The following is a 23,175-nucleotide window of genomic DNA, read 5'->3' as shown; positions in this document are numbered from 1 at the left end:
ATGCCGGTACGGCTCCGCCGCGGTGCGGGCTGACACCCGTCATGCTACTTACGAGTAACCATGCTGCACAGTCCCCCGGGGCGGAGCGGTGAAGGTCACACCCGAGCCGGAAACGCCCTGGCTCGTGGGTCCGCCGACGGGCAGCGGGCCCACGAGCCAGGGCGGGGGAGTGCGGCGTCAGGCCGACAGCGCGGTCACCAGGACCGGCGTCACCTGCTCCACCTGCCAGGGGCGGGCGCCATGCGCGGTGAGCGCCGCGGCGATGCTCTCGGGCGTCGGATTCTCGGGCGGCTCCCAGCACAGCCGGCGCACCGTGTCCGGGGTGATCAGATTCTCCTGCGGCATGGTCAGCCGCTCGGCCAGCTCCGACACCGCGGCCCGCGCCGCCGCCAGCCGCGCCGCCGCCACCGGGTCCTTCTCGGCCCACGCCCGCGGCGGGGGCGGCCCGGTCAGCGGCTGCCCGGGCTGCGGCAGTTCCGCGTCCGGCATGGCCTTGGCCCGGTCGATGGCCGCCTGCCACTGCTCCAGCTGACGACGGCCCATGCGGTGCCCGAACCCGGGCAGCGCTGCCAGCGCATGGGAGTTGGGCGGCATGTTCAGCGCGGCCTCGATGATCGCGCCGTCCCCGAGCACCTTGCCCGGCGACACGTCCCGCCGCTGCGCCACCTGGTCACGCGCGGTCCACAGCTCGCGGACCACGGCCATCTGGCGCCGCCGCCGCACCTTGTGCATGCCGGACGTACGCCGCCAGGGGTCCTTGCGCGGCGGGGCGGGCGGCGCCGCGGCGATGGCCGCGAACTCCTGGCGGGCCCATTCCAGCTTGCCCTGCCGGGCCAGCTCCGTCTCGAGGGCGTCGCGCAGGTCGACGAGGAGCTCCACATCCAGCGCGGCATAGCGCAGCCAGGGCTCCGGCAGCGGGCGGGTGGACCAGTCGACGGCGGAGTGGCCTTTCTCCAGGGCGTAGCCGAGGACGTTCTCGACCATGGCCCCGAGCCCCACCCGGGCGAAGCCCGCGAGGCGCCCGGCCAGTTCGGTGTCGAAGAGCCGGGACGGCGTCATCCCTATCTCGCGCAGGCACGGCAGGTCCTGGGTGGCGGCGTGCAGCACCCACTCGGCGTCGGCGATGGCATCGCCGAGGGCGGCGAGGTCGGGGCAGCCGACCGGGTCGATCAGCGCGGACCCGGCGCCCGCGCGGCGCAGCTGGACGAGGTAGGCGCGCTGGCCGTAGCGGTAGCCGGAGGCGCGCTCGGCATCGACGGCGACGGGTCCGGTGCCCGCGGCGAAGGCGGCCACGACCTCGGCCAGGGCTTTGGCGTCGGCGACGACGGGCGGGATGCCCTCGCGTGGTTCGAGCAGGGGAGTCGGCGCCGAATCGACGTCGTCCGGGGGGCCGCCCCCGGTGGTTCGCAGTGATGTGTCTGCTGCGGTCTCTTGGGCGTCGGTCACCGGTCAAGGGTATCCGGCGATGACGGACGCCCGTCGGCGGAACGTTCCGCCGACGGGCGTCCGGGTTCTCGTGGGATCGCGGGATCAGTGGATGATGCCGGTGCGCAGGGCCACCGCGACCATTCCGGCGCGGTCGCCGGTGCCGAGCTTGCGCGCGATGCGGGCGAGGTGGCTCTTGACGGTGAGTGCGGACAGTCCCATGGAGACGCCGATCGCCTTGTTGGACTGGCCCTCCGCAACCAGCCGCAAGACTTCGACCTCCCGCCCGGACAGTTCGCGGTAACCGCCGGGATGCCCAGGGGCTCCGGGCGGACGGCGCTGCATCCGGGCCGCGGCGGAGCCGATGGGGGCCATGCCGGGACGGCCCGGGATACCGATGTTGGTGCGGGTACCGGTGACGACGTAGCCCTTGACGCCGCCCGCGAGGGCGTTGCGGACCGCGCCGATGTCATCGGCGGCGGAGAGGGCGAGGCCATTGGGCCAGCCCGCGGCGCGGGTCTCGGACAGGAGGGTGAGACCGGAGCCGTCGGGGAGATGGACATCGGCCACGCAGATGTCGCGCGGGCTCCCGATGCGGGGCCGGGCCTCGGCGATGGACGACGCTTCGATCACATCGCGGACCCCGAGGGCCCACAGATGGCGGGTGACGGTGGAGCGGACGCGGGGGTCGGCGACAACGACCATGGCGGTCGGTTTGGTCGGGCGGTAGGCGAGGCTCGCCGGTTGCTCGAGGAGAACGGACACCAGGCCTCCAGGGGGAGTGGCGGGGACGGGTGCCGACTTGTGGGTAAGCCGGGGCGATCCGTATGGGAAGGGTCACAAGGTCCTTCGGCAGCCAAACCGCCCGGCTTTAGGGAATGATCACGAATTAGTGAGTAACAATTCGGGCAATTCCGGCCAGTCTCCGGTCGGAGGTGTGTCAGGGCATCGTCAGCGGCTCTGCGGGCCGCGCCGCTGGGGCAGCGTCACGACGCCCGCCTCCTGCGCACCGCCCGGCGGCAGCCCCGCGATCTGGCACAGCAGATCGCACCACGCCGCCAGGTGCGCCGCGGTGTCGGGCGCGGAGGGCGCGGCACCGGCGCCCGGGGGCTCCACCGGCGACCACGACGCCCTGATCTCGATCTGCGTCGACGGCTCCCGCTCCCGCAACCCCCCGAAGTAATGCGAGCCCGCCCGGGTCACCGTGCCACTGGGCGCCGAGTAAGGGACCCGGCGCGCCTCCAGCGCCCCGGTCAGCCAGGACCAGCACACCTCCGGCAGCAGCGGGTCCGCCGCCATCTCCTCTTCCAGGTCGGCGTGGACCAGGGTGACCAGACGGAAGGTTCCGCCCCAGGCGTCGTGTCCCGCCGGGTCGTGCAGCAGGATCAGCCGCCCGTCCGCCAGTTCCTCGTCGTCCACGACGACCGCGGCCTCCAGCGCGTAGGAGTACGGGGCGAGCCGCTGGGGCGGCGGGGTGGCGTCCAGTTCGATCTCGGGCCGCAGGAGCACGCCCTGCAGCCCGGCGACCGCCTGCCGGAAGACGGACGGGGAGCCCTCCCCACCCACGTCGTCCGGACCATCCGAGTGGTTCCCGTGCGCCGCAGCCATGCCCGGAAGACTAGGCGGAACGACCCGCGGTTTTGGGTAGGGACACCACGCGGCGGGTCACTCGTTCGGCCCGTGCGAAGATTTGGGGCATGAGTGAGCGCAGCCAGCAGCAGACGGGTCGCACCGCGGCACATGATTCGGCGTTCCTGAGGGCGTGCCGGCGCGAACCCGTGCCGCACACTCCGGTCTGGTTTATGCGCCAGGCGGGCCGCTCGCTCCCCGAGTACCGCAAGGTCCGCGAGGGCGTTCCGATGCTCGAATCCTGCATGCGGCCCGAGCTGGTCACCGAGATCACCCTGCAGCCGGTGCGACGGCACGGGGTCGATGCCGCGATCTTCTTCAGCGACATCGTGGTGCCGCTCAAGGCCATCGGGATCGACGTCGACATCAAGCCGGGCGTCGGGCCGGTCGTCGCGCGGCCCATCCGCACCCGCGCCGACCTCGAGCGGCTGCGTCCGCTGGAGGCGGGGGACGTGGCGTATGTGACCGAGGCGGTGCGCATGCTCACCGCCGAGCTGGGCGCCACCCCGCTGATCGGCTTCGCCGGCGCCCCCTTCACCCTGGCCAGCTATCTCGTCGAGGGCGGGCCGTCGCGCAACCACGAGCACACCAAGGCGCTGATGTACGGCGACCCCGGGCTGTGGGCCGAACTCCTCGACCGGCTCGCGGACATCACCGCCGCCTTCCTCACGGTGCAGATCGAGGCGGGTGCCTCGGCGGTGCAGCTGTTCGACTCCTGGGTCGGTGCGCTGGCCCCCGCGGACTACCGCCGTCAGGTGATGCCCGCCTCCGCCAAGGTCTTCGACGCCGTCGCCGGGTACGGAGTGCCGCGCATCCACTTCGGGGTCGGCACCGGTGAGCTGCTCGGGCCGCTGGGCGAGGCCGGAGCGGATGTCGTCGGGGTCGACTGGCGGGTGCCGCTGGACGAGGCCGCCCGGCGGGTCGGGCCCGGCAAGGCGCTGCAGGGGAACCTCGACCCGGCCGTGCTGTTCGCCCCGTGGGAGGCGGTGCAGGCCAAGGCGGGCGAGGTGCTGGACGCCGCGCGGGGGCTGCCCGGGCATGTCTTCAACCTGGGCCACGGGGTGCTGCCGGACACCGACCCGCAGGCGCTGACCCGGCTGGTGGAGTTTGTGCACGAGCGGACGGCGGCCCGGTAGCGGTTCGTCAGCCGGACAAGGCCGCCGCCTTGCGGGCCGCCACCAGGACCGGGTCCCAGACCGGGGAGAACGGCGGGGCGTAGCCCAGGTCCAGGGCGGTCAGCTGATCGACCGTCATTCCGGCGGTCAGGGCGACCGCCGCCACGTCGATCCGCTTGGCCGCGCCCTGGTGCCCCACGATCTGCACGCCGAGCAGCCGGCCGGTGGGCTGCTCGGCGAGCATCTTCACCGTCATCGGCCGGGCGCCCGGGTAGTAGCCCGCGCGGCCGGTCGACTCGATCGTCACCGCCGCCCAGCGCAGCCCCGCCTCGTCCGCCTGGGCCGCCAGCAGGCCGGTACGGGCGATCTCGAGGTCGCACACCTTGCTTATCGCGGTGCCGACCGCACCCGGGAAGGTGGCGTGACCGCCACCGATGTTGGCCCCGATGACCTGGCCGTGCTTGTTGGCATGGGTGCCCAGCGGGATGTGCCGGGTGCGGCCGGACACCAGGTCGAGGACCTCCACACAGTCGCCGCCCGCCCAGACGTCCGGCCGGCCGTGCACCCGCATCGCCGGGTCCGTCAGCAGGCCGCCGGACTCGCCCAGCGGCAGGCCCGCCGCGCGGGCCAGGGCCGTCTCCGGACGTACGCCCAGACCCAGCACCACCACCTCGGCCGGGTACTCCCGCTCCCGGGTGGCCACCGCGGTGGCCTCGCCGCCCGGGCCGGTGACGATCCCGGTGACCTCCGCCCCGGTCACCACCTCGATGCCCATCCCGTTCATCGCCTCGCGGACCAGCGCGCCCATGTCCGGGTCCAGGGTGGCCATCGGCTCGGCCGAGCGCTCCAGCACCGTCACCCCGAGGCCGCGGCGGGCCAGCGCCTCCGCCATCTCCACGCCGATGTACCCGGCGCCCACCACCACCGCGCGGCGGGCCGCCGGTTTCGCCAGCCCGTCGATGAGCGCCTGCCCGTCGTCCAGGGTCTGCACGCCGTACACGCCCCGCGCGTCCATGCCCGGCAGCGGCGGCCGGACCGGCCGGGCGCCGGTGGCGAGCACCAGGTCGTCGAAGCCGTGCCAGGTCTCCTGGCCGGACGTCAGATCCCGGGCCCGCACCCGCTGTCCGGCCAGGTCCAGCTCGGTCACCTCGGTCCGCATCCGCAGGTCGATGCCGCGCGCCCGGTGCGCCTCGGGGGTACGGGCGATCAGTGCGTCCGGCCCGTCGACCACACCGCCCACCCAATAGGGGATGCCGCAGGCCGAGTAGGAGGCGAAGCGGCCGCGCTCGAACGCCGTGATCTCCAGCTGCTCCCGGCCCAGCCGCCGCCGCGCCCGGGAGGCCGCGGACATGCCCGCCGCGTCGCCCCCGATGACCACCAGCCGTCGTACCGCCATCGTGTCCCCGTCCTCTCACCGGTCCCCTGCGCCCGCCCAGCCCATCATAAGAAGGGCCATCAGAAGAGGGGGCATCACAAGAAGGGCCATCAGACGAAGGGCATCCCCGCGTAGTTCTCGGCGTACTCGGCGGCCGCGGCGGTGGGGCCGATGAGCCTGCGCATCCGGGCGAGTTGCATCCGGCGGTCGTACACATCGGCGTCCGGCGGGATGTGCAGCAGAGTCGTCATCTCGTGTGCGTAGGACTGGGCCTGCCAGATGCGGCGCAGACAGGAGTCCGAGTAGCGGTCCAGCAGTCCGGCCGAGCCGCTGGTGTGCCAGAAGATGAGCGCCCGGGCCATGGCGGCGACGTCCGCGAACGCCATGTTGAGCCCCTTGGCCGAGGTCGGCGGCACCAGGTGCGCCGCGTCGCCGGCCAGCAGCAGCCGCCCATGGCGCATCGGCTCGATCACCCGGCTGCGCATCGGCAGCACCGACCTGGCCAGGATCGGCCCCCGGACGAGCGGTTGGCCGTCGGAGGCCAGGCGGGTCTCCAGCTCGTCCCAGATGCGCTCGTCGGGCCAGTCCTCCACGGTGGTTCCGCTGGGCACCTGGAGGTACATCCGGGAGACCGTCAGCGTGTGGGTGCAGTGCAGTGCGAAGCCGTGCGGGTGCCCGGCCAGCACCAGCTCGTCGGACACCGGCGGGATGTCGGCGAGGATGCCGAGGCAGGAGTAGGGGTAGTCGCGCCCGTGCGATGTCCACCCGCCGGCCGGCAGCGCCTTGCGGGAGGCGCCGTCCGGGCCGTCGCAACCCGCCACGAAGTCACAGGTGAGCGTCTGCTCCCGGCCGCCATGGGTGTAGCGCAGGACGGGCCGCTCGCTGTCCGCCCGCTCCACGGCGAGCACCGGGGCCTCGAACAACAACGGTGCGCCGTCGGCGAGTTGGAGCGCGATCAGATCCTGGACGAGCTCGGCCTGCGGATATGCCGTCACACTGCGGCCGCCGGTCATGGACGACACGTCGAGGCGGTACGCCCGGCCGTCGAAGCGCAGCTCGAACCCGTTGTGGACCAGGCCCTCCCGGTCCAGCCGGCCGCCCGCACCACAGGCCCGCAGGATGTCGGCCGACCCCTGCTCCAGCAGCCCGGCCCGGTGCCGCCGCTCGCAGTGGGCCCGGTCGCGCGCCTCCAGTACCACGCAGTCCACGCCCGCCCGGTGCAGCAGCCGGGCGAGCAGCAGGCCGGCCGGACCGGCCCCGATGATGCCGACGGTGGTGTGCAAGACGGGCCGCCTCTCCATGGGTGGGGTCTGATCAGCGTTCGAGGACAAGCGCCTGGCCCTGTCCCACTCCGACACACAGCGCCGCCAGCCCTGTGCCGGAACCCGCCGCCGCGAGCTGATGAGCGAGCGCGCCCGCCAGCCGGGCGCCCGAGCAGCCCAGCGGATGGCCGATCGCGATCGCCCCGCCGCGCTGGTTGACGATGCCCGGATCGAGGTCCGGCCACTGGGCGAAGCATCCCAGGACCTGGGCGGCATATGCCTCGTTGAGCTCGAACTGTGTCAAGTCGGCAAAGGAACGGTTCGCCTTGGCGAGCGCCCGCCGTACCGCCTCGACGGGGCCCAGACCGAAGAGGTCGGGCTCGATGCCGGTGACGGCCGAGGCGCGTACCCGCGCCAGGGGTTCGCGGCCCGTCTCCCGCAGCCCCGCCTCGTCGCACAGCAACAGGGCTGCTGCCCCGTCGTTGAGCGGCGAGGCATTGCCCGCGGTGACGGTGCCGCCGTCCGGGCGGAAGACGGGCCGCAGCCGGGCCAGCGCCTCCAGGGAGGTGTTGTCGCGGATCGTCTCGTCCCGCGCGAGCCCGGCACCGGGCAGCGGCACGATCTCGGCGGCGTAGTCGCCGTCCCGCCAGGCCCGGGCCGCCTTCTGATGGCTGGCCAGCGCGAAGGCGTCCTGCCGGGCGCGGTCGATGCCGTACTTGTCGGCGATCAGCTCGGCGCCCTCGCCCAGTGGGATCGTCCACCGGGCCGGCATCGCCGGGTTGGTCAGCCGCCAGCCCAGCGTGGTCGAGTACAGCTGTTGATGGCCCGACGGGAAGGCCCGCTCCGGCTTGGGCAACACCCAGGGGGCGCGGCTCATGGACTCCACGCCGCCCGCGACGACCACCGAGGCGTCGCCGACCGCGATCGCGCGGTACGCCTGCACGACCGCCTCAAGACCGGAGGCGCACAGCCGGTTGACGGTCGCGCCGGGCACCGACACCGGCAGCTCCGCGAGCAGCACGGCCATCCGCGCCACATCGCGGTTCTCCTCGCCGGCGCCGTTGGCGTTCCCGAACACCACATCGTCGATCCTCGCCGGGTCGAGCGCCGGCGCCCGGCCGACCAGCGCCCGGACCACATGCGCGGCGAGATCGTCGGGGCGCACGGCGGCGAGGGCGCCCCCGTACTTGCCGACCGGGGTGCGGACGGCGTCGACGATGTACACATCCCGGATGCGGTCGTTCATGGGGTCTCCACAGGCGTCGGGGGCCAATGATCGCGCTGGCGGCGAGTCTTTGCGCGGCGGCGGAGGCTGTCAATAGGGGTGCCGGACGGGTACCGACGGCCGTCTGCGACAGTGGGGCCATGAGCGAAGCGCACCCCTCCCAGCGCCATGTCGCCGTCATCGGCGGTGGAATCTCGGGTCTGGCGGCGGCCCATCGGCTGCTGGCGGGCGGTGCGCGCGTCACGCTCCTGGAACGCGGGGACCGCCTGGGCGGCAAGCTGCGCGCGGGCGAGATCGCGGGCCTGCCCGTCGACCTGGGTGCCGAGTCGATGCTGGCCCGGCGGCCGGAGGCGGTCGAGCTGGCGCGCGCGGTCGGCCTCGCCGACCGGCTCCAGCCGCCCGCCACCTCGACCGCGTCCGTATGGACCCGCGGCGCACTGCGCCCCATGCCCAAGGGGCATCTGATGGGCGTGCCCGGCGACTTGGCACCCCTGGCCGCCTCCGGGATCGTCTCGGAAGCGGGCCTGGCCCGGATCGCCCGCGACGCCGGACTGCCGCGCACCGAGATCGGCGAGGACGTGGCCATCGGCGCCCATGTGGCCGAGCGGCTGGGCCGCGAGGTGGTGGACCGGCTGGTGGAGCCGCTGCTGGGCGGGGTCTATGCGGGCGACTCCTACCGGATCTCGATGCGGGCCGCGCTGCCCGCGCTCTTCGCGGCCGTCCGTACCCATGACTCGCTGACCGACGCCGTACGGGAGGTCCAGGCGGCGGCCCCCCGGCGGAGCGGGCCGGTCTTCATGGGCATCGACGGCGGCATCGGGCGGCTGCCCCTCGCGGTCGCGGACGCGGTGCGCGAGGGGGGCGGCGAGATCCGCACCGGCACGCCCGTCGTCGAGCTCGCCCGGGCCGCCGACGGCTGGCGGCTCGACCTGGGGGACTCGGTGCTGACGGCCGACGCCGTGGTCCTGGCGACCCCCGCCGGTGATGCGGCCCGGCTGCTCGGCCGGACGGCCGGCACCGCCGCCGCCGAACTCGCCGCGGTCGAGTACGCCTCCATGGCCCTGGTCACGCTGGCCTTCCGCCGCTCGGAGGTGACCGGGCCGGCGGAGGGCAGCGGCTTCCTGGTGCCGCCGGTCGACGGCCGGAAGATCAAGGCGGCCACCTTCGCGAGCAACAAGTGGGGCTGGATCGGTGCGGCCGACCCGGAGCTGTTTGTGCTGCGCACCTCCCTGGGGCGCTACCGGGACGAGGACGACCTGCGGCGCGAGGACTCCGAGCTGGTGCGGATGTCGCTGGCCGACCTCGGTGCCGCCGTGGGCCTCTCGGCGAAGCCGGTGGCCGGCCGGGTCACCCGCTGGGAGTCGGGCCTGCCGCAGTATCCGGTCGGCCATCTCGACCGGGTCGCCCGCATCCGGGCGGACGTCGCGCGCCTGCCCGGACTGCGGGTCTGTGGCGCCGCCTACGACGGCGTGGGCATCCCGGCGTGCATCGCCGACGCGCACCGGGCGGCCGACGAGTTGCTCGCCACCCTGGCCGAGGGCGCCGGTGACGACGGGGGACAATGGGGACCATGACTGACGCCCAGAAGATCCCGAACGCCGGCAAGAAGGCCAAGGACCTCAACGAGGTCATCCGCTACACCCTCTGGTCGGTGTTCAAGCTGCGCGAGGTGCTGCCGCAGGATCGCACCGGCTACGCCGAGGAGGTCGAGGAGCTCTTCACGCAGCTCGCCAAGGAGGACGTCACGGTGCGCGGCACCTACGACCTGTCCGGGCTGCGGGCCGATGCCGATGTGATGATCTGGTGGCACTCCGAGACCTCGGACGCCCTCCAGGACGCCTACAACCGCTTCCGCCGCACCCGGCTCGGGCGTGCGCTGGAGCCGGTGTGGTCGAACATGGCGCTGCACCGCCCGGCGGAGTTCAACAAGGCGCACATCCCGGCGTTCCTCGCCGACGAGACCCCGCGCGACTACGTCAGCGTGTACCCGTTCGTGCGCTCCTACGACTGGTACCTGCTGCCCGACGAGGACCGCCGCCGCATGCTCGCGGACCACGGCAAGATGGCGCGCGGCTACCCGGACGTACGGGCCAACACGGTCGCCTCGTTCTCGCTCGGCGACTACGAGTGGATCCTGGCCTTCGAGGCCGACGAGCTGTACCGGATCGTCGACCTCATGCGCCACCTGCGGGCCTCCGAGGCGCGGATGCACGTACGGGAAGAGGTGCCGTTCTACACGGGGCGGCGGAAGGCGGTCGCGGAGCTGGTGGCCTCGCTCGCCTGACCGGCTCAGCTCGCCTTGGGTTCCGGGCGTCCGGCGCAGCTCGCGCGCCCGTCCGGGACCGCACCGGTCAGCAGGTATGCCTCGAAGTAGCGGTTCACACAGGCGTTGGGGCCGCCGCCGATGCCATGGGTGCCGGCGCCGCGTTCGGTGACCAGTGCCGAACCCGGCAGTCTGCGGTGGAGTTCCAGGGCTCCCTGGTAGGGGGTGGCCGCGTCCCGTTCGGCGGCCAGCAGCAGGGTGGGCGGCAGGGCGCGCCGGTCCACCCGGACCTCGAGCGGCCGCTGCCGGGGCGCCTGCCAGAACGCGCACGGCAGGTTCATCCAGGCGTTGCTCCAGGTCTCGAAGGGAGCCCGTTGGGCGAGCCGGGAGTTGTCGCGGTCCCATACCCGCCAGGAACGCGGCCAGGGCGCGTCATTGCACTCCACGGCGGTGTAGACGGCGTTGCCGTTCTCGGCGGCCGGTGCGCCCGACGGGTCGGAAGAGGCGATCGCCAGCAGCGGTTTGTCGTCCCCGCGCAGATAGGCGGCGAGGGCCCGGGCGGCGGGTACCCAGCCGCTGTCGCTGTAGCCCGCCCTCAGCAGCACGCCCTGGAGCTGCGCCGGACCGACCTTGCCCCCGGCGGCCCGGTGGCCGAGCCGCCGGCCGGCCCGCTCGTACGAGGCCAGCACCTGCTGCGCGGTGCGGCCGAGGTGGTAGACGTCGTCGTGCTTGGCGGCCCAGCGGCGCCAGTCGTTCCAGCGCCGCTCGAAGGCGGCGGACTGGTCGAGGTTGTTCTGGTACCAGACCTTGTGCGGGTCGGGGTTGACCACGCTGTCGAAGACCATGCGGCGTACATGCCCGGGGAAGAGCGTGGCGTAGACGGCGCCGAAGTAGGTGCCGTAGGACGCTCCGATGAAGTTGAGCTGCCGTTCGCCGAGCGCCGCACGCAGCACGTCCAGATCGCGGGCGTTGTTGCGGCTGTTGAAGAACTGCAGGTCGTTGCCGGTCCGGCGGGCGCAGCCCTGGGCGTAGGCCCGGGCCTTCTCCAGCCGGTGCTTCTTGTAGGCGGCGGTGGGGTGTTCGGGGGAGTCGCTGGGGGCCCGGTCGAAGGAGGCCGGGTCGGCGCAGGACAGCGGCGCGGAGCGGCCGACGCCGCGCGGGGCGTACCCGATGAAGTCATAGGACTCGGCGAGCCGGTGCCACTGCGGGATGCCGGCCAGCAGCGGGAAGATCATGCCGGAGCCGCCCGGGCCGCCGGGGTTGAACACCAGGGCGCCCTGTCGCGCGGAGCGCCCGCCGGTGGCGTGGCCCCGGCTGACGGTGAGCCGGATCTGCTCGCCGTCCGGCCGTGCGTAGTCCATCGGGACGGAGACGGAGCCGCACTCCACGGGCGAGGGCAGTCCCTCGGCGTCCGGACAGGAGCCGAAGTCGATGCCCCGGTCGGCGGCGCGCTCGGCGGCCCGGACCACGCCGCGCGCTTCGGCGCGGCCGTCCGGGGAGAGGGCGCCGGTGCCCTGTGCCGGAGCGGTGGTGAGGGCGGTGAGCCCGGTGAGGATCAGGGATCCGACGGTTCCGTACAGGGCTGCTGCTCTCACTGGCCGTCCCTTCGTGTTCAATGCGACAAAAGGGATATTTGATTGGGTGGTTGGTGAAGTAAAGCACCGAGCCGCGATGTCGGCCGCAATGGGCCCGAAGGGACCCCTTGGTGACCGTTCCTCAGTATCTGTACCCCTGCAACCGGGCGGACAGTGCGGCGCGCAGCCCGGGATCGGCGAGCGCCCTGCGCCCGCGCACCGCGAGCGCGGCCAGCAGCCCCCGGTCGTCTGCCGGGGGCGGACCGGCGGCCACCTCGTCCAGCAGTTTGCGGCCGGCGTGCGACGCCCAGTTGGTGTGCGGGTGCACCTCCACCAGGGCCATCGCCAGGCAGCCGGCGGTCAGGACCAGTGGCAGGACGAACCAGGCCGGTGCCGGCCCCCGGGCCGCCTCCGGCGGCATGGTGAGCACCGCCGCGGCCCCGGTGCACAGCACCACCAGGCATGCCCAGCGGAGTCGGCGGATCGCCAGGGACACCTCCCGCCGCTCCCGGGCGGGCACCGCGAGCCCGGCCGCGGTCAGCCGGTCGGACAGGTCCCGTACCGCGTCGGCGGTGCGGTGCGCCGCGCGGATGGCCGGCACCGGGGACTGGCCGTCCGGCCCGATCGCCGTGATCACCGAGCGCTCCAGCTCGTCCCGGCCGACCGGGTCGACGACCGTCGCCCACCCGGTGTGCGCCAGCAGCAGCCGTCGCTGGCGGCCCATCGCGACCAGCGCGAGATCGGTGACCCGCTGCGGGCCGCCCGCCAGGAACGCCGCCTCGTAGAGCGTCAACGCGGTGATCCGGGGTCCGGCCGGGACGCTCCGGGGCCGGGCGGCGGAGACCGCGGCGAGGCACACCCGGCCGCAGGCGATCAGGGCCACGGCCCAGGTGACGAGTAGCAGGGCGATCCACATACAAGCGTTCTACTCGACGGGTGTGCGGGGACGCAGCCGGATTTACCGGGCGGAATCCCCGGGGGACGGGCGCATGACCGCGGGCGGGAGCGGATAGGTGGTGCCGGGCGAGGGCTCCGGTGTGCTCAACTCATCGGCGCGCGGCGTGGGTTGCCGCGGGGCCCGGGAGGCGAGGGCGTCGAAGTCGACCAGCCCGGTGCCGGTGACGGATCGCATGGTGTCTCCTCTTCCCGGGCCGGTGCCCGGGGCACGGGAGCGGCCGGGGCCGCTCTCACCGCACAGAAACCAGGGTGTGTCCGGTGGGTCGGTGCGGGTTCCGCGGTGTCTGGTGATGGGGGCACCTCCCAGCGTCAGCTGGGGGAGCGCCGCGGCACCCGTGCCGACCCACCGGACACACCCCAACCGCCCGCCCGTGATCCCCACGGCGATTCCGCGAACTCGACTCGCGAACTCGACTGGTGAGGCCCCGCGATCGGGGGGACGTCGCGGGGCCTCACCGGGTCCAACGGGCGGCCGATTGGGTTGGTTCCCGCCCTTCTGCGGCAAGATGGCGGTGGGGGTGGTGGGCGTGCGTGAGCGGCCGAAGGCGAAGAGCGCGGGCGGACAGAGCTACGACCCCGACAGGCTGTTCCTCCCGCCCGACGACGACCTCGCCCCCAATCGCCCGGGCGAGACCCTGCGCGCCCGGCTCGACGCCTCCCGGCGCGGCCGGGCCCGGCTCGCGGTCGCCCGCCTCCTCGGCCGGCGGCCCGTGGAGGACTCCTGGCGCCGGGCGCTGGCCGCGGAGCAGCTCGTCGGCGCGGCTCTGGAGCGGCTCACCGACGGCGGCTGGGCAGTGGTGCACTCGGTCGTCCTGCCGGGCGAGGCCGTGATCGCCCATCTGCTGATCGGGCCCGGGGGCGTCTTCTGTGTCGACGTCGAACGGACCCGCCGGGCGCGGGTCCGGGTGGACGACGTGATGGCCCGGGTCGCCGGGGAGCGGCACCCGCGCCCCTGTGTCCGCCGGGCGCGGCAGAGCGCGGCGCGCTCCACGCTGGTGCTCTCCCGGGGGTGCGGCTTCACGGTGCCGGTGCGGCCGGTCGTGGTGCTGGTGGGGGCCACCGGCGTCGAGGTCGCGGCCACCCTGGAGGACGTACGGGTGCTGCGGGAGGGCGAGGTGCCCGGGCTGGGCGAGCTCGGCGGAGTGCTGCACCCGGAGCGGGTCGACCGGATCCACACCGTGGCGCGCAACCGTCGGGTCTGGCTCTGGGGGTGAGCCACCGTCAGATGAGTGAAGTCCGGGGACGGCGGTGGCCCGTGTGAGGCCTTGCGCCCCGATGAGCTGCTTACCATGACGGCCTGACCGGCCGGAACGGTAGCGAGGCGCGGAGTGCAGGATGTCGGATCCCCGGAGACTGTCCCCCCACCGCGGCCCCTCCCGTAACCCGCACCGCCCCACCGGACCCGCCCTGGTCGCCGGGCTGCTGGCCGTCACCGCCGCGGCGTGCACCGCACCCCCGTACCGGGCCCCGGCCGCCCACCGGGCCGGGCCGCCGTCCCCGGCCGTCGTCGAGGTCTCGCCCGGCGACTGCGGCCGCGGCTGGTCCCGGCCCCGGCCGGGCACCCAGGAGTTCGCCCTGCGCAACACCACCGCCGGGGCCGCCGACGTCCGCCTCCAGGACGCCCGGACCGGCGCGGTGTACGGCGAGGCGGAAGGCATCGGCCCGGGCGCGGTCCGGCTGCTGCGGGTCCGGCTCGGCGCCGGCGGCTATGCCTTCGTCTGCCTGCCGGAGGACGCGGACGCCGTCACCGGACCCACCGTGCACATCCCCGGCACGGCCGCCCCGGGCCCCGCCGCCGTGCCCGTCACCCGGGGCGACCTGATCCCGCCGACCCTGGACTACCAGCGCTGGACCGGACGGCGGCTCACCGCACTCGTGGCCGCCACGGACGCCCTGCGCGCCGCGGTGGACGACGACCGCGCCCTCGCCCGGCGGCGCTGGCTCACCGCCCACCTGGGCTACCAGCGGCTGGGCGGTGCGTACGGCGCCTTCGGCGAGGCCGCCGAGGCCATCGACCGGACCAGCGCGGGCCTGCCCGGCGGAGTGCACGACCGCGGCTTCACCGGCTTCCACCGGCTCGAGTACGGCCTGTGGCACAACGAGGAACCCGCCGGGCTCCGCCGCGCGGCCCGCCGCCTCGCCGCCGACGTCCGCGCCCTGCGCGACGCCTGGGACCGCACCCGCATGGACCCGGCCGACCTGGTCCGGCGGGCCCACGAAATCCTGGAGGACACCATGCGGTTCGAGCTGACCGGACGCACCGACTACGGCAGCGGAACCACCCTCGCCACCGCCCGCGCCCAGCTCGACGGCACCGGCGAGGTCCTCGCCCGGCTGCGCCCCCTGCTGCGCACCCGGTACCGCGAACTGGACGCCCTCGACCGGCAGTTGGACCACACCCGGCGCGCCCTGGACGACGCCCGGGCCCCGCTGGGCCGGGCCCGGCACGAGCAACTGGACGCGGACTTCGGCGACCTGGTCGAGCGCCTCGCCGCGGTGGCGGCCCTGTGCACCGTACGGAGGGCGGCGTGAACCCCGTACGCCGCCGCTTCCTGTGCGGCGCGGCGGCGGGAGCCCTGGGCGCCATGGCCACCCCGGCCCCGCTCACCGGCCGGGCGGTGGCCGTCCCCCCGGCGGCCCCCGCCTTCCACGGCACCCACCAGCCCGCCATCCTCACCCCACCCGCCCGCAGCACCGCCTTCATCGCCCTCGATGTCACCACCGCCAACCGCGCCGAACTCACCGATCTGCTCCATACGTTCACCGAACGAGCCCGCTTCCTGGCCACCGGCGGCATCCCCGACCCCACCGGCATCACGGCACCCCCGCCCGACTCCGGAATCCTCGGCCCCCGCGTCCCCGCCGCCGACGCGGTGCGCATCACCCTGGCCGTGGGCGCCTCGCTCTTCGACGGCCGCTTCGGGCTCACCGCACCGCGCAGGCTGCGCACCATGCCGGTCTTCCCGGACGACGACCCCGACCCGGCCTGGTGCCACGGCGATCTGAGCCTCCAGCTGTGCGCGGACAGCCAGGACACCGTGCTGCACGCGCTGCGCGACCTCACCCGCCATACCCGGGGCGGCATGCAGATCCGCTGGCGCCTCGACGGCTTCACCAGCCCGCCCCGCCCCAGCGGCACCCCCCGCAATCTCTTCGGCTTCAAGGAGGGCACCACCAACCCCGACACCCGCGACACCCCCTTGATGGACCGTCTGGTCTGGACCGGCCCCGGCTCCGGAGAACCCGGCTGGACCGCCGGCGGCAGCTACCAGGTGGTGCGGCTGATCCGCATGCGGGTCGAGTTCTGGGACCGCGTCCCGCTCACCGAGCAGCAGCGGATGTTCGGCCGCGACCGCGACACCGGCGCCCCCCTGGACGGCAACCGGGAGACCGACCCGCCGTGCTACGCCCGCGACCCCAAGGGCGAGGTGATCCCCCTGGACAGCCACATCCGGCTGGCCGACCCCCGCACCCCGCAGACCCGGGGCCAGCGGCTGCTGCGCCGCTCGTACAGCTACGACCGGGGCGTCGACCGCAATGGCGACCTCGACCTGGGGCTGCTCTTCTGCTGCTACCAGCGGGACCCGCTACGGCAGTTCGCGGCCGTGCAACAGCGGCTGGCGGGCGAGCCGTTGACCGACTATGTGACCCCGTTCGGCGGCGGTTACTTCTTCGCGCTCCCCGGGGTGCGGGACCGTGCGGACTGGTTCGGCCGCGCGCTGATGGACAGCACCTGATGAACAGCATCCGATGAACAGCATCCGATGAACAGAAGCCGATGGACCCGAGAAGGAGACCGGGCATGATCACACGGGCAGTGCTCGCCGTTGTCGTCGCGCTGGCCGCGACCGGCCCGGCCCCGGCACCCGCCGTCGGCGGGACGTCCACCGCGACCCCCGTCAAACACCTGGTGGTCCTCTACGACGAGAACGTGTCCTTCGACCACTACTTCGCCACCTATCCCCGGGCCGCCAACACCGACGGCACCCGGTTCACCCCGGCGAAGAACACCCCCCGGGCCGCCAAGGACATCGACAACCTGCGCACCGCGGGCCTGCTGGCGAAGAACCCCAACCAGTACCCGCCGCGGCGGCTCTCCCCGGGCCGGGCCATGACCTGCGACCAGAACCACTCCTACAGCCCCCAGCAGTACGCCGCCCACGGGGGCCGGGCCGACCGGTTCGTCCAGTACACCGACTCCGGCACCTGCTCCGGCCCCCTCTACGGCGAACCCGGCCTGGTCATGGACTACTACGACGGCAACACCGTCACCGCCCTGTGGAACTACGCCCAGCACTACGCCCTCAACGACCGTTCCTTCGGCACCACTTACGGCCCCTCCACCCCCGGCGCCGTCAACCTGGTCTCCGGCCAGACCCATGGCGCGGTCTCCACCGACCCCGCCTCGGACACCGAGCGCCCACGGCAGACCCGCAGGCCCGACCCGTACGCCGTCACCGCCCCGGACGCCAGGGGCGTCGGCACCCTCACCAACGACCCCGACCCGGCCTATGACGACTGCTCGGACGCGGACCACACGGCGGGCAGCCCGCTCGTCGCCCTGCGCGGCCGCAACATCGGCGATCTGCTCAACGCCCGCAAGGTCAGCTGGGGTTGGTTCCAGGGCGGCTTCCGGCCGAGCACGCCCTGGGACGGGCGGCCCGGGCACCACGCCCGGTGCTCCGGCAGTACGCACACCAACACCGGCGGCGCCGAGGTGATCGACTACATCCCGCACCACGCACCGTTCCAGTACTACCGGTCGACCGCCAACCCGCACCACCTGCCGCCGGCCTCCCTCGCCGAGATCGGCCACGCCGGACCGGCCAACCACGCCTATGACCTCGCCGACTTCGACGCCGTCCTGCGGGCGGGCCGGCTGCCCTCGGTGAGCTTCCTCAAGGCCCCCGCCCACCAGGACGGGCACGCGGGCTACTCCGACCCGCTCGACGAACAGCACTTCCTGGTCAGCCGGCTCAACCAGATCCAGAGCGCGCCGCAGTGGCGGGACACCGCCGTCGTCATCGCCTATGACGACTCCGACGGCTGGTACGACCACGCCTACGCGCGGCCGCTGAACGGCTCGCGGATCACGGCGAAGGGAGCCGGCGGACGGCCGCTGGACGGCCCCGCCTGCCGGACCCCCGCACCGGCGGGCGGCCGGCAGGGCAGATGCGGGCCCGGCCCCCGGCTGCCGCTGCTGGTGATCTCCCCCTACAGCAAGGTCAACACCGTCGACCACACCCCGACCGAACAGACCTCGATCCTCAGGTTCATCGAGGACAACTGGCACACCGGCCGCATCGGCGATGGCGCCTTCGACAGCCGGGCGGGCTCCCTGCTGAACCTCTTCGACTTCAAACGGCCGCACGGCGGGCGGGTGTTGCTGAACCCGGACGGCTCGGTGCGCTCGGCCTCCCGCGCGGAACCGGCCGAGCAGAGCACCCCGGAACCAGGGCGGCCCGGAACCCCGGCTCCCTGCCCCGCACTATCCGACCGGTGCGTAGGCGTAGGCGCGCCCCCGCGGCAGCCGCCGCAGCACCCGCTTGCCGTGCAGCCGTGAAAGCAGGGTCACCACCGTGCTGTAAGTGAGCTCGCCCGCCAGCCCGTCCTGGACCTCACGCGGAGTCAGCGGCGCGTCCGCCCGCTGCAGGGTGGCGAGGACCTCGCACTCCAGCGCCCCACTCGCCCGGCGCCAACCGCGGCGTACGCCCGCTCCCATTGCCCAGATGTCCTCTGCTGTCCGCTGCCGGATTCCGCTCCCCGAGTGTACGGGCTCACCACACCGCCCCCGACCCCCGTCACAGACGCCCGCGCAGCGCCGGGTGATCCGCCACCACCGTGCACGACCCCGGGGCGATCTCCGTGAACCCCGCGTCCTGCACCACCGGCAGCCCACTCGCCGTCAGCGCGGCCCAGCCCGCCGGACCGGCGGTCCGCACCGACAGCGCGAAACCGTCCTCGCGCCAGGCCTTGCGCTCCGCCTCGTCCAGCCGCCACCAGGCCAGCTGCGCCCCGTGCCCGGCCTGGGCCATGGCCTTGCCCGCGGACATCGCCAGCTCCGGGTTGAGCCACAGCACGGGCCGTGCGGGGTCCGGCGCGGGCGGCGGCTCCGGGTCCGCCAGATCCGTACCCGACACCTGGAGCTTCGCCAGTTCCCTGGGCCAACTGTCGATGGGGTATCCCCTGCTCGAGCGAAGCCGAGAGCTTGGGGAAGGCACCGGCGGGAAGACCCGTACCTCGGCGGTCACACCCGTCACCGTGATCCCCGGCAGCGCGGACGCCCGGCGCCACTCGGCGCCCCGCGCCCGGCGCACCACCTTGCGGATCCGGGCGTCCTGCCAGTCCCGTACGGCCTGCGCCCACTCCCCGTCCGTCCGCTCCCCGTCTGTCCGCGACCGCTCGTCGGACAGCAGGGTGAGCACCGCACGCGCCGCCGTCTCCAGCGCGTCCGTACGGGCCGGGGGGTGCGCCTTCTCGATCCGCACCACCAGCGGCAGGACGAACTGCGGCGCACTGTCCCGGGGGTCCCCGGGCGGGGTGAACGGATGGGCCTCGGTGCTGTCAGAGCTGGTCACGGCCTCAAGTCTGCCAGCTCTGCCCCGGGCTGTTACGGGCCGCTATGGTGATCACGGGGATCGCGGAGGGGGAGGGACCAGATGCGACTCACCGAGGTCGCGCGCCGTCCTCGACCGTGCCGTCACCGAACGCGTCGCCGCCGGGGCCACCGTGGTCTTCGTCGACCACGACCCACGCCGCCTGGCCGGGTCCTGCACCTCCGTGCACCGGGTGGCGGCCGGGACACTCACCACGGCTCCGGCTCCGGCTCCGGCCGCGGACACCGGCTCCCGGCCCCCGCTCCGGACCGTCCGCATCGAGGCCGGGGCGCCGTCCGGTGCCGCACTGCCGGACGGCCTGCCCGGCGACCCGGCGGCCGAACCCGCGCCACCCGGAGGGATCGGCTGACCGTTGCCGCCGACCACTCCGACGCGCTGCTGCGCGCCCTGCTCACCGCCGCCCCGCCCTGGCACATCCGCGCGGTCACGACCGCAGAACCCCAAGGTGATCCCAGCCGATGACCGCCCTGATCCGCTACCAGACCGCCCTGCTGCTCCGCTCGCACCGCTGGCTGCCGCCCCTGCTGCTGTATGCCCTCTGCATGGTCGTCGGCGTACAGTCCGGGCAGCCCGTGCTGGACTCGCTCGGCTGGGCGGCCGGTGCGCTGGTGCCCGTCGCCGCCTGGCTGGTCCGGGTGTACGTGACCAATGAACCCGACGCCGCGCGCGACTGCGCCGCGGCCGCGGCTGGTCCCTGGCGGGTGCACCTCTCGGCGGTGCTCGCCGCGCTGCTCGCCTCGACCGCGCTCGCCGTGGCCGGCACCGCGGTGGTCACCGCCATCAGCGACCCGCGCAGCGCCGACCTCCGGCACCGGGTGCCCCGCTGGCCCGCGGCCGGGCTGATGGCCGCCGTCGCCTGCGCCCTGCTGGGCACGGCCGTGGTGTGCGCGCTCTGCGCCCGTCGGTAGCGGATGGGCCGACGGACTCCGGTGGTGCGGGCGGACCCGTCGCCGGCTGTGTGCAGTGCGGCAAGTGTGTGCAGTATGGCAAGTCCACTGCGGCGGAGCCGCACATCGGGCGGGGCCGCACATCGGGCGGGGCCGGGACACACCCCCTACCCGGCGACCAGCCGCCCCGCGTCCCGGGCCAGCGCCGTCAGCCGCGAGATGGCCCGGAAGTACTTCTTCCGGTAGCCCCCGTTCAGCATCTCCTCGCTGAACAGCGCATCAAACGACCGCCCGGAGGCCAGTACCGGCACCTCCCGGTCGTAGAGCCGGTCCGCGAGCACCACCAGCCGCAGCGCGGTCGACTGGTCCGGCACCGGCTCGACTCCGGTCAGGCACACGGTCCGGATCCCGTCGCACATGGCGCCATAGCGGCTCGGGTGGACCGTGGAGAGATGGCCGAGCAGGGCGGAGAAGTCATCGAGCGAGGCCCCCTCCGTCGCATACGCCACCCGCTTGACCACCTCGTCGTCGTAGGGGGCCGGGGCCTGCGGCAGGCCCCGGTGCCGGTAGTCCTCGCCGTCGATGCGCACCGGGCGGAAGTGCGCGGAGAGCCCCTGGATCTCGCGCAGGAAGTCGGCGGCGGCGAACCGGCCCTCGCCGAGCCTGCCCGGCAGCGTGTTGGAGGTCGCGGCGAGCGCGACGCCCGCTTCCACCAGCTTGCCCAGCAGGGTCGAGACCAGCACGGTGTCGCCGGGGTCGTCGAGCTCGAACTCGTCGATGCACAGCAGCCGGTGACCGCTCAGCGTCCGTACGGTCTGCTGGAAGCCCAGCGCGCCGACGAGGTTGGTCAGCTCCACAAAGGTGCCGAAGGCCTTGTGCTCGGGCAGCGCCGGGGTGGCGTGCCACAGGGACGCCAGCAGGTGGGTCTTGCCGACGCCATAGCCGCCGTCGAGGTAGACGCCGCGCGGACCGCCCGGGGCGGTGGGCCTCGCCTCCCGGCGGAACCAGCGCCGACGGCCGCCGCCCGCGGCGGACCCGCCGCCGAGCCCGGCGGCGAAGGAGCCGAGGACAGCCACGGCCTCGGTCTGGCTGGGCTGGTTCGGGTCGGGGAGGTAGGTGTCGAACCGGACCGAGTCAAAGCGCGGTGGCGGCACCATCTCGGCGACCAGACGGTCGGCCGGTACGTGCGGGGCGCGCGAGATGAGCGCGACGGGCTCTTCGGACCCTTCGCCGAAGCCGGGGGAGCCGGTGCCCGAGGACGCTGCGCCTGAGGACGATGCGGTGGAGGACGACACAACTGTTCAGGGTAGATCCCTGAAGGCGCACCCGTCGCCCGGAGCGGGGCGAGGCATGTCACACTGCGGCCTATGCGACGCCTGTTCCCCTCCCCGCTCAGCCCCGCCGACCTCGAGGACCGCGAGTGGGGGCTGGACGAGCTGGCGGATGTCTACGCCTATCCCGGCCGGCCGGCCGGTGCAGACGGCTGGCTGCGGGCCAACATGGTCTCCTCGCTCGATGGCGCGGCCCATCACGAGGGGCGCTCCCAACCGCTCTCCTCCGCCGCCGACATGCGGATCTTCGGCACCCTGCGCGGCCTCGCCGACGCGGTCGTGGTCGGGGCGGAGACCGTACGGCAGGAGAGCTACCGGCCCGCGCGCGCCCGTGAGGCGTTCGCGGCGCGGCGCGCGGCGCTCGGCCAGGGGCCCGCGCCGGTGATCGCGGTGGTGAGCGCCGGGCTCGATCTGGACTTCTCGCTTCCGCTGTTCACCGCGCCGTTGGTGCCCACCCTGGTGCTCACCGGCTCCGGCGCCCCCGCGGACCGGGTCGCGGCGGCCCGCGCGGCGGGCGCCGAAGTGATCGTGGCCGGGGAGGGGCAGGGCGTGACGGTGGCGCGGATACCCGGGCTGCTGGCGGAGCGCGGGCTGACGCGGCTGCTCACCGAGGGCGGGCCGCGGCTGCTGGGACAGTTCGCGGCCGCCGGAGTGCTGGACGAGCTGTGTCTCTCGCTGGCCCCGGTGATCGCCGCCGGCAGCGCGCCGCGGATCGCGGGCGGCCCGCCGCTGGAGGTGCCGGAGCGCTTCGCGCTCGGGTGCGTGCTCGAAGAGGCCGGGTTCCTCTTCACCACGTACCGAAGGATCTGAGTGTGCCCCGTGGATCTGAGTGTGCCCGTGGATCTGACAATCGGCGGAATTCTCTGTTCCGGTTCCTGTCCGGTGGGCAGAATTGAGTCTGACGCTCCCCCGAGGGCGCGGGACGCAAACAATCCGGTTCACGGGGAGCACGCGCAGGATGGTTTCTGTGTGGGCCGGTGGCCCACGGAGGAGAAGGGCTCCCACCGTGTTCACGAGCGTATTGATGATCGAGCAGGCGTTGTCCGAGGCGGACGTCGAATTCGTCACCACCCTCCACGAGGACACCATGTCCTTTGTGGTCCTGATGCAGCCCAGAGGCGCCGAGGACCGGCTGCTGCGCGCCATTGACGACGTCGCGCTCGGCGAGCTCGAACAGGCCGTCCGGGAGGGGGACGAGCCCGAGGGCGAGGCGGCCCTGAAACCGGCCGCCCTCGCCCTGGAGCATTCGCTCCGCAGCCTGCGGGCGGCCGGCAGCGAGGCCGTCGGCCAGATCATCGACGACCACCCGCTCGATCTGCTGCGGTCCGTCGTCGAACAGACCCACGCCGACGAGGTGATCGTGCTGACCGCCCCGCACCTGGTCGAGGAGTTCTTCCACCGGGACTGGGCCTCGCGGGCCCGGCACAAGGTCGGCGTCCCGGTGCTCAAGCTCTACGCCCACACCGACGAGGAGCGGGACGGGCGGTGACCGGCCGCCGGCGGGCGTGGGACGGG

At 73.9% G+C, this 23,175-nt stretch carries 22 protein-coding genes and 1 pseudogene; 11 read left to right on the top strand and 12 right to left on the bottom strand.

All coding sequences use genetic code 11. The features are described 5' to 3' along the window. Window positions 1-177 precede the first annotated feature (177 nt). From ABCR83_RS14105 to ABCR83_RS14095, 3 genes are all read right to left on the bottom strand, one after another. Window positions 178-1,446 carry an HRDC domain-containing protein gene (locus ABCR83_RS14105; RefSeq protein WP_462695307.1) on the bottom strand — a complete coding sequence of 423 codons (1,269 nt, stop codon included), beginning with the start codon at window positions 1,444-1,446 and terminating at the stop codon, window positions 178-180. A gap of 84 nt (window positions 1,447-1,530) precedes the next feature. Further along, window positions 1,531-2,190 carry a LuxR C-terminal-related transcriptional regulator gene (locus ABCR83_RS14100; protein WP_462695306.1) on the bottom strand — a complete coding sequence of 220 codons (660 nt, stop codon included), beginning with the start codon at window positions 2,188-2,190 and terminating at the stop codon, window positions 1,531-1,533. A gap of 186 nt (window positions 2,191-2,376) precedes the next feature. Then, the gene (locus tag ABCR83_RS14095; protein WP_462695305.1) at window positions 2,377-3,033 is read right to left on the bottom strand and encodes a DUF3000 domain-containing protein; all 657 of its coding nucleotides are present in this window, start codon (window positions 3,031-3,033) and stop codon (window positions 2,377-2,379) included. Between the two features lie 89 nt (window positions 3,034-3,122). Here ABCR83_RS14095 and hemE point away from each other — a divergent pair, with 89 nt between their 5' ends. Further along, window positions 3,123-4,190, top strand: a complete 1,068-nt coding sequence (gene hemE / locus ABCR83_RS14090; protein ID WP_462695304.1) for a uroporphyrinogen decarboxylase — start codon at window positions 3,123-3,125, stop codon at window positions 4,188-4,190. A gap of 7 nt (window positions 4,191-4,197) precedes the next feature. Here the strand turns inward: hemE and ABCR83_RS14085 are convergent, their stop codons facing one another. The 3 genes from ABCR83_RS14085 to ABCR83_RS14075 all read right to left on the bottom strand — a co-directional run bounded on the left by ABCR83_RS14085 (window position 4,198) and on the right by ABCR83_RS14075 (window position 8,052). Next, window positions 4,198-5,565 carry an FAD-dependent oxidoreductase gene (locus tag ABCR83_RS14085; protein WP_462695303.1) on the bottom strand — a complete coding sequence of 456 codons (1,368 nt, stop codon included), beginning with the start codon at window positions 5,563-5,565 and terminating at the stop codon, window positions 4,198-4,200. Window positions 5,566-5,654: 89 nt separating this feature from the next. After that, complete coding sequence (locus ABCR83_RS14080) at window positions 5,655-6,827, bottom strand: 4-hydroxybenzoate 3-monooxygenase (RefSeq protein ID WP_462695302.1); 1,173 nt, start codon at window positions 6,825-6,827, stop codon at window positions 5,655-5,657. Between the two features lie 31 nt (window positions 6,828-6,858). Beyond that, entirely contained in the window at window positions 6,859-8,052 is a 1,194-nt protein-coding gene (locus ABCR83_RS14075) for a thiolase family protein (protein ID WP_462695301.1), read from the bottom strand. 119 nt (window positions 8,053-8,171) lie between these two features. On the opposite strand from ABCR83_RS14075, the gene hemG reads away from it, so the two are divergent. Beyond that, window positions 8,172-9,605, top strand: a complete 1,434-nt coding sequence (gene hemG / locus ABCR83_RS14070; RefSeq protein WP_462695300.1) for a protoporphyrinogen oxidase — start codon at window positions 8,172-8,174, stop codon at window positions 9,603-9,605. Next, window positions 9,602-10,315 carry a hydrogen peroxide-dependent heme synthase gene (hemQ, locus tag ABCR83_RS14065; RefSeq protein WP_462695299.1) on the top strand — a complete coding sequence of 238 codons (714 nt, stop codon included), beginning with the start codon at window positions 9,602-9,604 and terminating at the stop codon, window positions 10,313-10,315. Before hemG ends, hemQ begins: the two co-directional genes overlap by 4 nt. 5 nt (window positions 10,316-10,320) lie before the next feature. Here hemQ and ABCR83_RS14060 read toward each other — a convergent pair whose 3' ends face one another. The 3 genes from ABCR83_RS14060 to ABCR83_RS14050 all read right to left on the bottom strand — a co-directional run bounded on the left by ABCR83_RS14060 (window position 10,321) and on the right by ABCR83_RS14050 (window position 13,000). Continuing rightward, window positions 10,321-11,889: an alpha/beta hydrolase gene (locus tag ABCR83_RS14060; RefSeq protein ID WP_462695298.1), complete on the bottom strand. Its 1,569-nt coding sequence runs from the start codon at window positions 11,887-11,889 to the stop codon at window positions 10,321-10,323. Between the two features lie 121 nt (window positions 11,890-12,010). Continuing rightward, window positions 12,011-12,784, bottom strand: coding sequence for a TIGR04222 domain-containing membrane protein (locus tag ABCR83_RS14055; protein ID WP_462695297.1), 774 nt, complete (start codon window positions 12,782-12,784; stop codon window positions 12,011-12,013). A 42-nt stretch (window positions 12,785-12,826) separates the two neighbouring features. Continuing rightward, on the bottom strand, window positions 12,827-13,000 hold the full coding sequence (locus ABCR83_RS14050) for a hypothetical protein (RefSeq protein ID WP_462695296.1): 174 nt from the start codon (window positions 12,998-13,000) through the stop codon (window positions 12,827-12,829). A 352-nt stretch (window positions 13,001-13,352) separates the two neighbouring features. On the opposite strand from ABCR83_RS14050, the gene ABCR83_RS14045 reads away from it, so the two are divergent. The 4 genes from ABCR83_RS14045 to ABCR83_RS14030 all read left to right on the top strand — a co-directional run bounded on the left by ABCR83_RS14045 (window position 13,353) and on the right by ABCR83_RS14030 (window position 18,388). Continuing rightward, the gene (locus tag ABCR83_RS14045; protein ID WP_462695295.1) at window positions 13,353-14,039 is read left to right on the top strand and encodes a nuclease-related domain-containing protein; all 687 of its coding nucleotides are present in this window, start codon (window positions 13,353-13,355) and stop codon (window positions 14,037-14,039) included. Between the two features lie 121 nt (window positions 14,040-14,160). Continuing rightward, window positions 14,161-15,357, top strand: a complete 1,197-nt coding sequence (locus ABCR83_RS14040; RefSeq protein WP_462695294.1) for an imelysin family protein — start codon at window positions 14,161-14,163, stop codon at window positions 15,355-15,357. Window positions 15,358-15,410: 53 nt separating this feature from the next. Then, window positions 15,411-16,562, top strand: a complete 1,152-nt coding sequence (locus ABCR83_RS14035) for a Dyp-type peroxidase (protein ID WP_462695342.1) — start codon at window positions 15,411-15,413, stop codon at window positions 16,560-16,562. Window positions 16,563-16,627: 65 nt separating this feature from the next. Further along, window positions 16,628-18,388, top strand: a complete 1,761-nt coding sequence (locus tag ABCR83_RS14030) for a phospholipase C (RefSeq protein WP_462695293.1) — start codon at window positions 16,628-16,630, stop codon at window positions 18,386-18,388. On the opposite strand, the gene ABCR83_RS14025 is transcribed toward ABCR83_RS14030, so the two are convergent. After that, on the bottom strand, window positions 18,314-18,547 hold the full coding sequence (locus tag ABCR83_RS14025; protein ID WP_462695292.1) for a BlaI/MecI/CopY family transcriptional regulator: 234 nt from the start codon (window positions 18,545-18,547) through the stop codon (window positions 18,314-18,316). The genes ABCR83_RS14030 and ABCR83_RS14025 overlap by 75 nt on opposite strands. Before the next feature lie 79 nt (window positions 18,548-18,626). Beyond that, on the bottom strand, window positions 18,627-19,403 hold the full coding sequence (locus tag ABCR83_RS14020) for an aminoacyl-tRNA hydrolase (RefSeq protein ID WP_462695291.1): 777 nt from the start codon (window positions 19,401-19,403) through the stop codon (window positions 18,627-18,629). Between the two features lie 151 nt (window positions 19,404-19,554). Between ABCR83_RS14020 and ABCR83_RS14015 the strand changes: the two genes are divergently transcribed. Then, a complete protein-coding gene (locus ABCR83_RS14015; RefSeq protein ID WP_462695290.1) occupies window positions 19,555-19,791 on the top strand; it encodes a hypothetical protein in 237 nt (78 codons plus the stop codon). Window positions 19,792-19,900: 109 nt separating this feature from the next. Further along, window positions 19,901-20,323: pseudogene (locus tag ABCR83_RS14010) on the top strand (ABC transporter); the annotation flags it as partial. A 173-nt stretch (window positions 20,324-20,496) separates the two neighbouring features. On the opposite strand, the gene zapE reads toward ABCR83_RS14010, so the two are convergent. Beyond that, a complete protein-coding gene (gene zapE, locus ABCR83_RS14005) occupies window positions 20,497-21,624 on the bottom strand; it encodes a cell division protein ZapE (RefSeq protein ID WP_462695289.1) in 1,128 nt (375 codons plus the stop codon). A 72-nt stretch (window positions 21,625-21,696) separates the two neighbouring features. On the opposite strand from zapE, the gene ABCR83_RS14000 reads away from it, so the two are divergent. Then, window positions 21,697-22,470, top strand: coding sequence for a pyrimidine reductase family protein (locus ABCR83_RS14000; RefSeq protein ID WP_462695288.1), 774 nt, complete (start codon window positions 21,697-21,699; stop codon window positions 22,468-22,470). Window positions 22,471-22,666: 196 nt separating this feature from the next. Then, window positions 22,667-23,149 (top strand): indole-3-glycerol phosphate synthase, encoded by a 483-nt coding sequence (locus ABCR83_RS13995; protein ID WP_462695287.1) that lies wholly within the window; start codon window positions 22,667-22,669, stop codon window positions 23,147-23,149. Window positions 23,150-23,175 lie beyond the last annotated feature (26 nt).

This window comes from Streptomyces xingningensis (genome assembly GCF_054957865.1).
The sequence above is the reverse complement of the archived record's forward strand: the minus strand, read 5'-3'. Positions and strand labels throughout refer to the sequence as shown.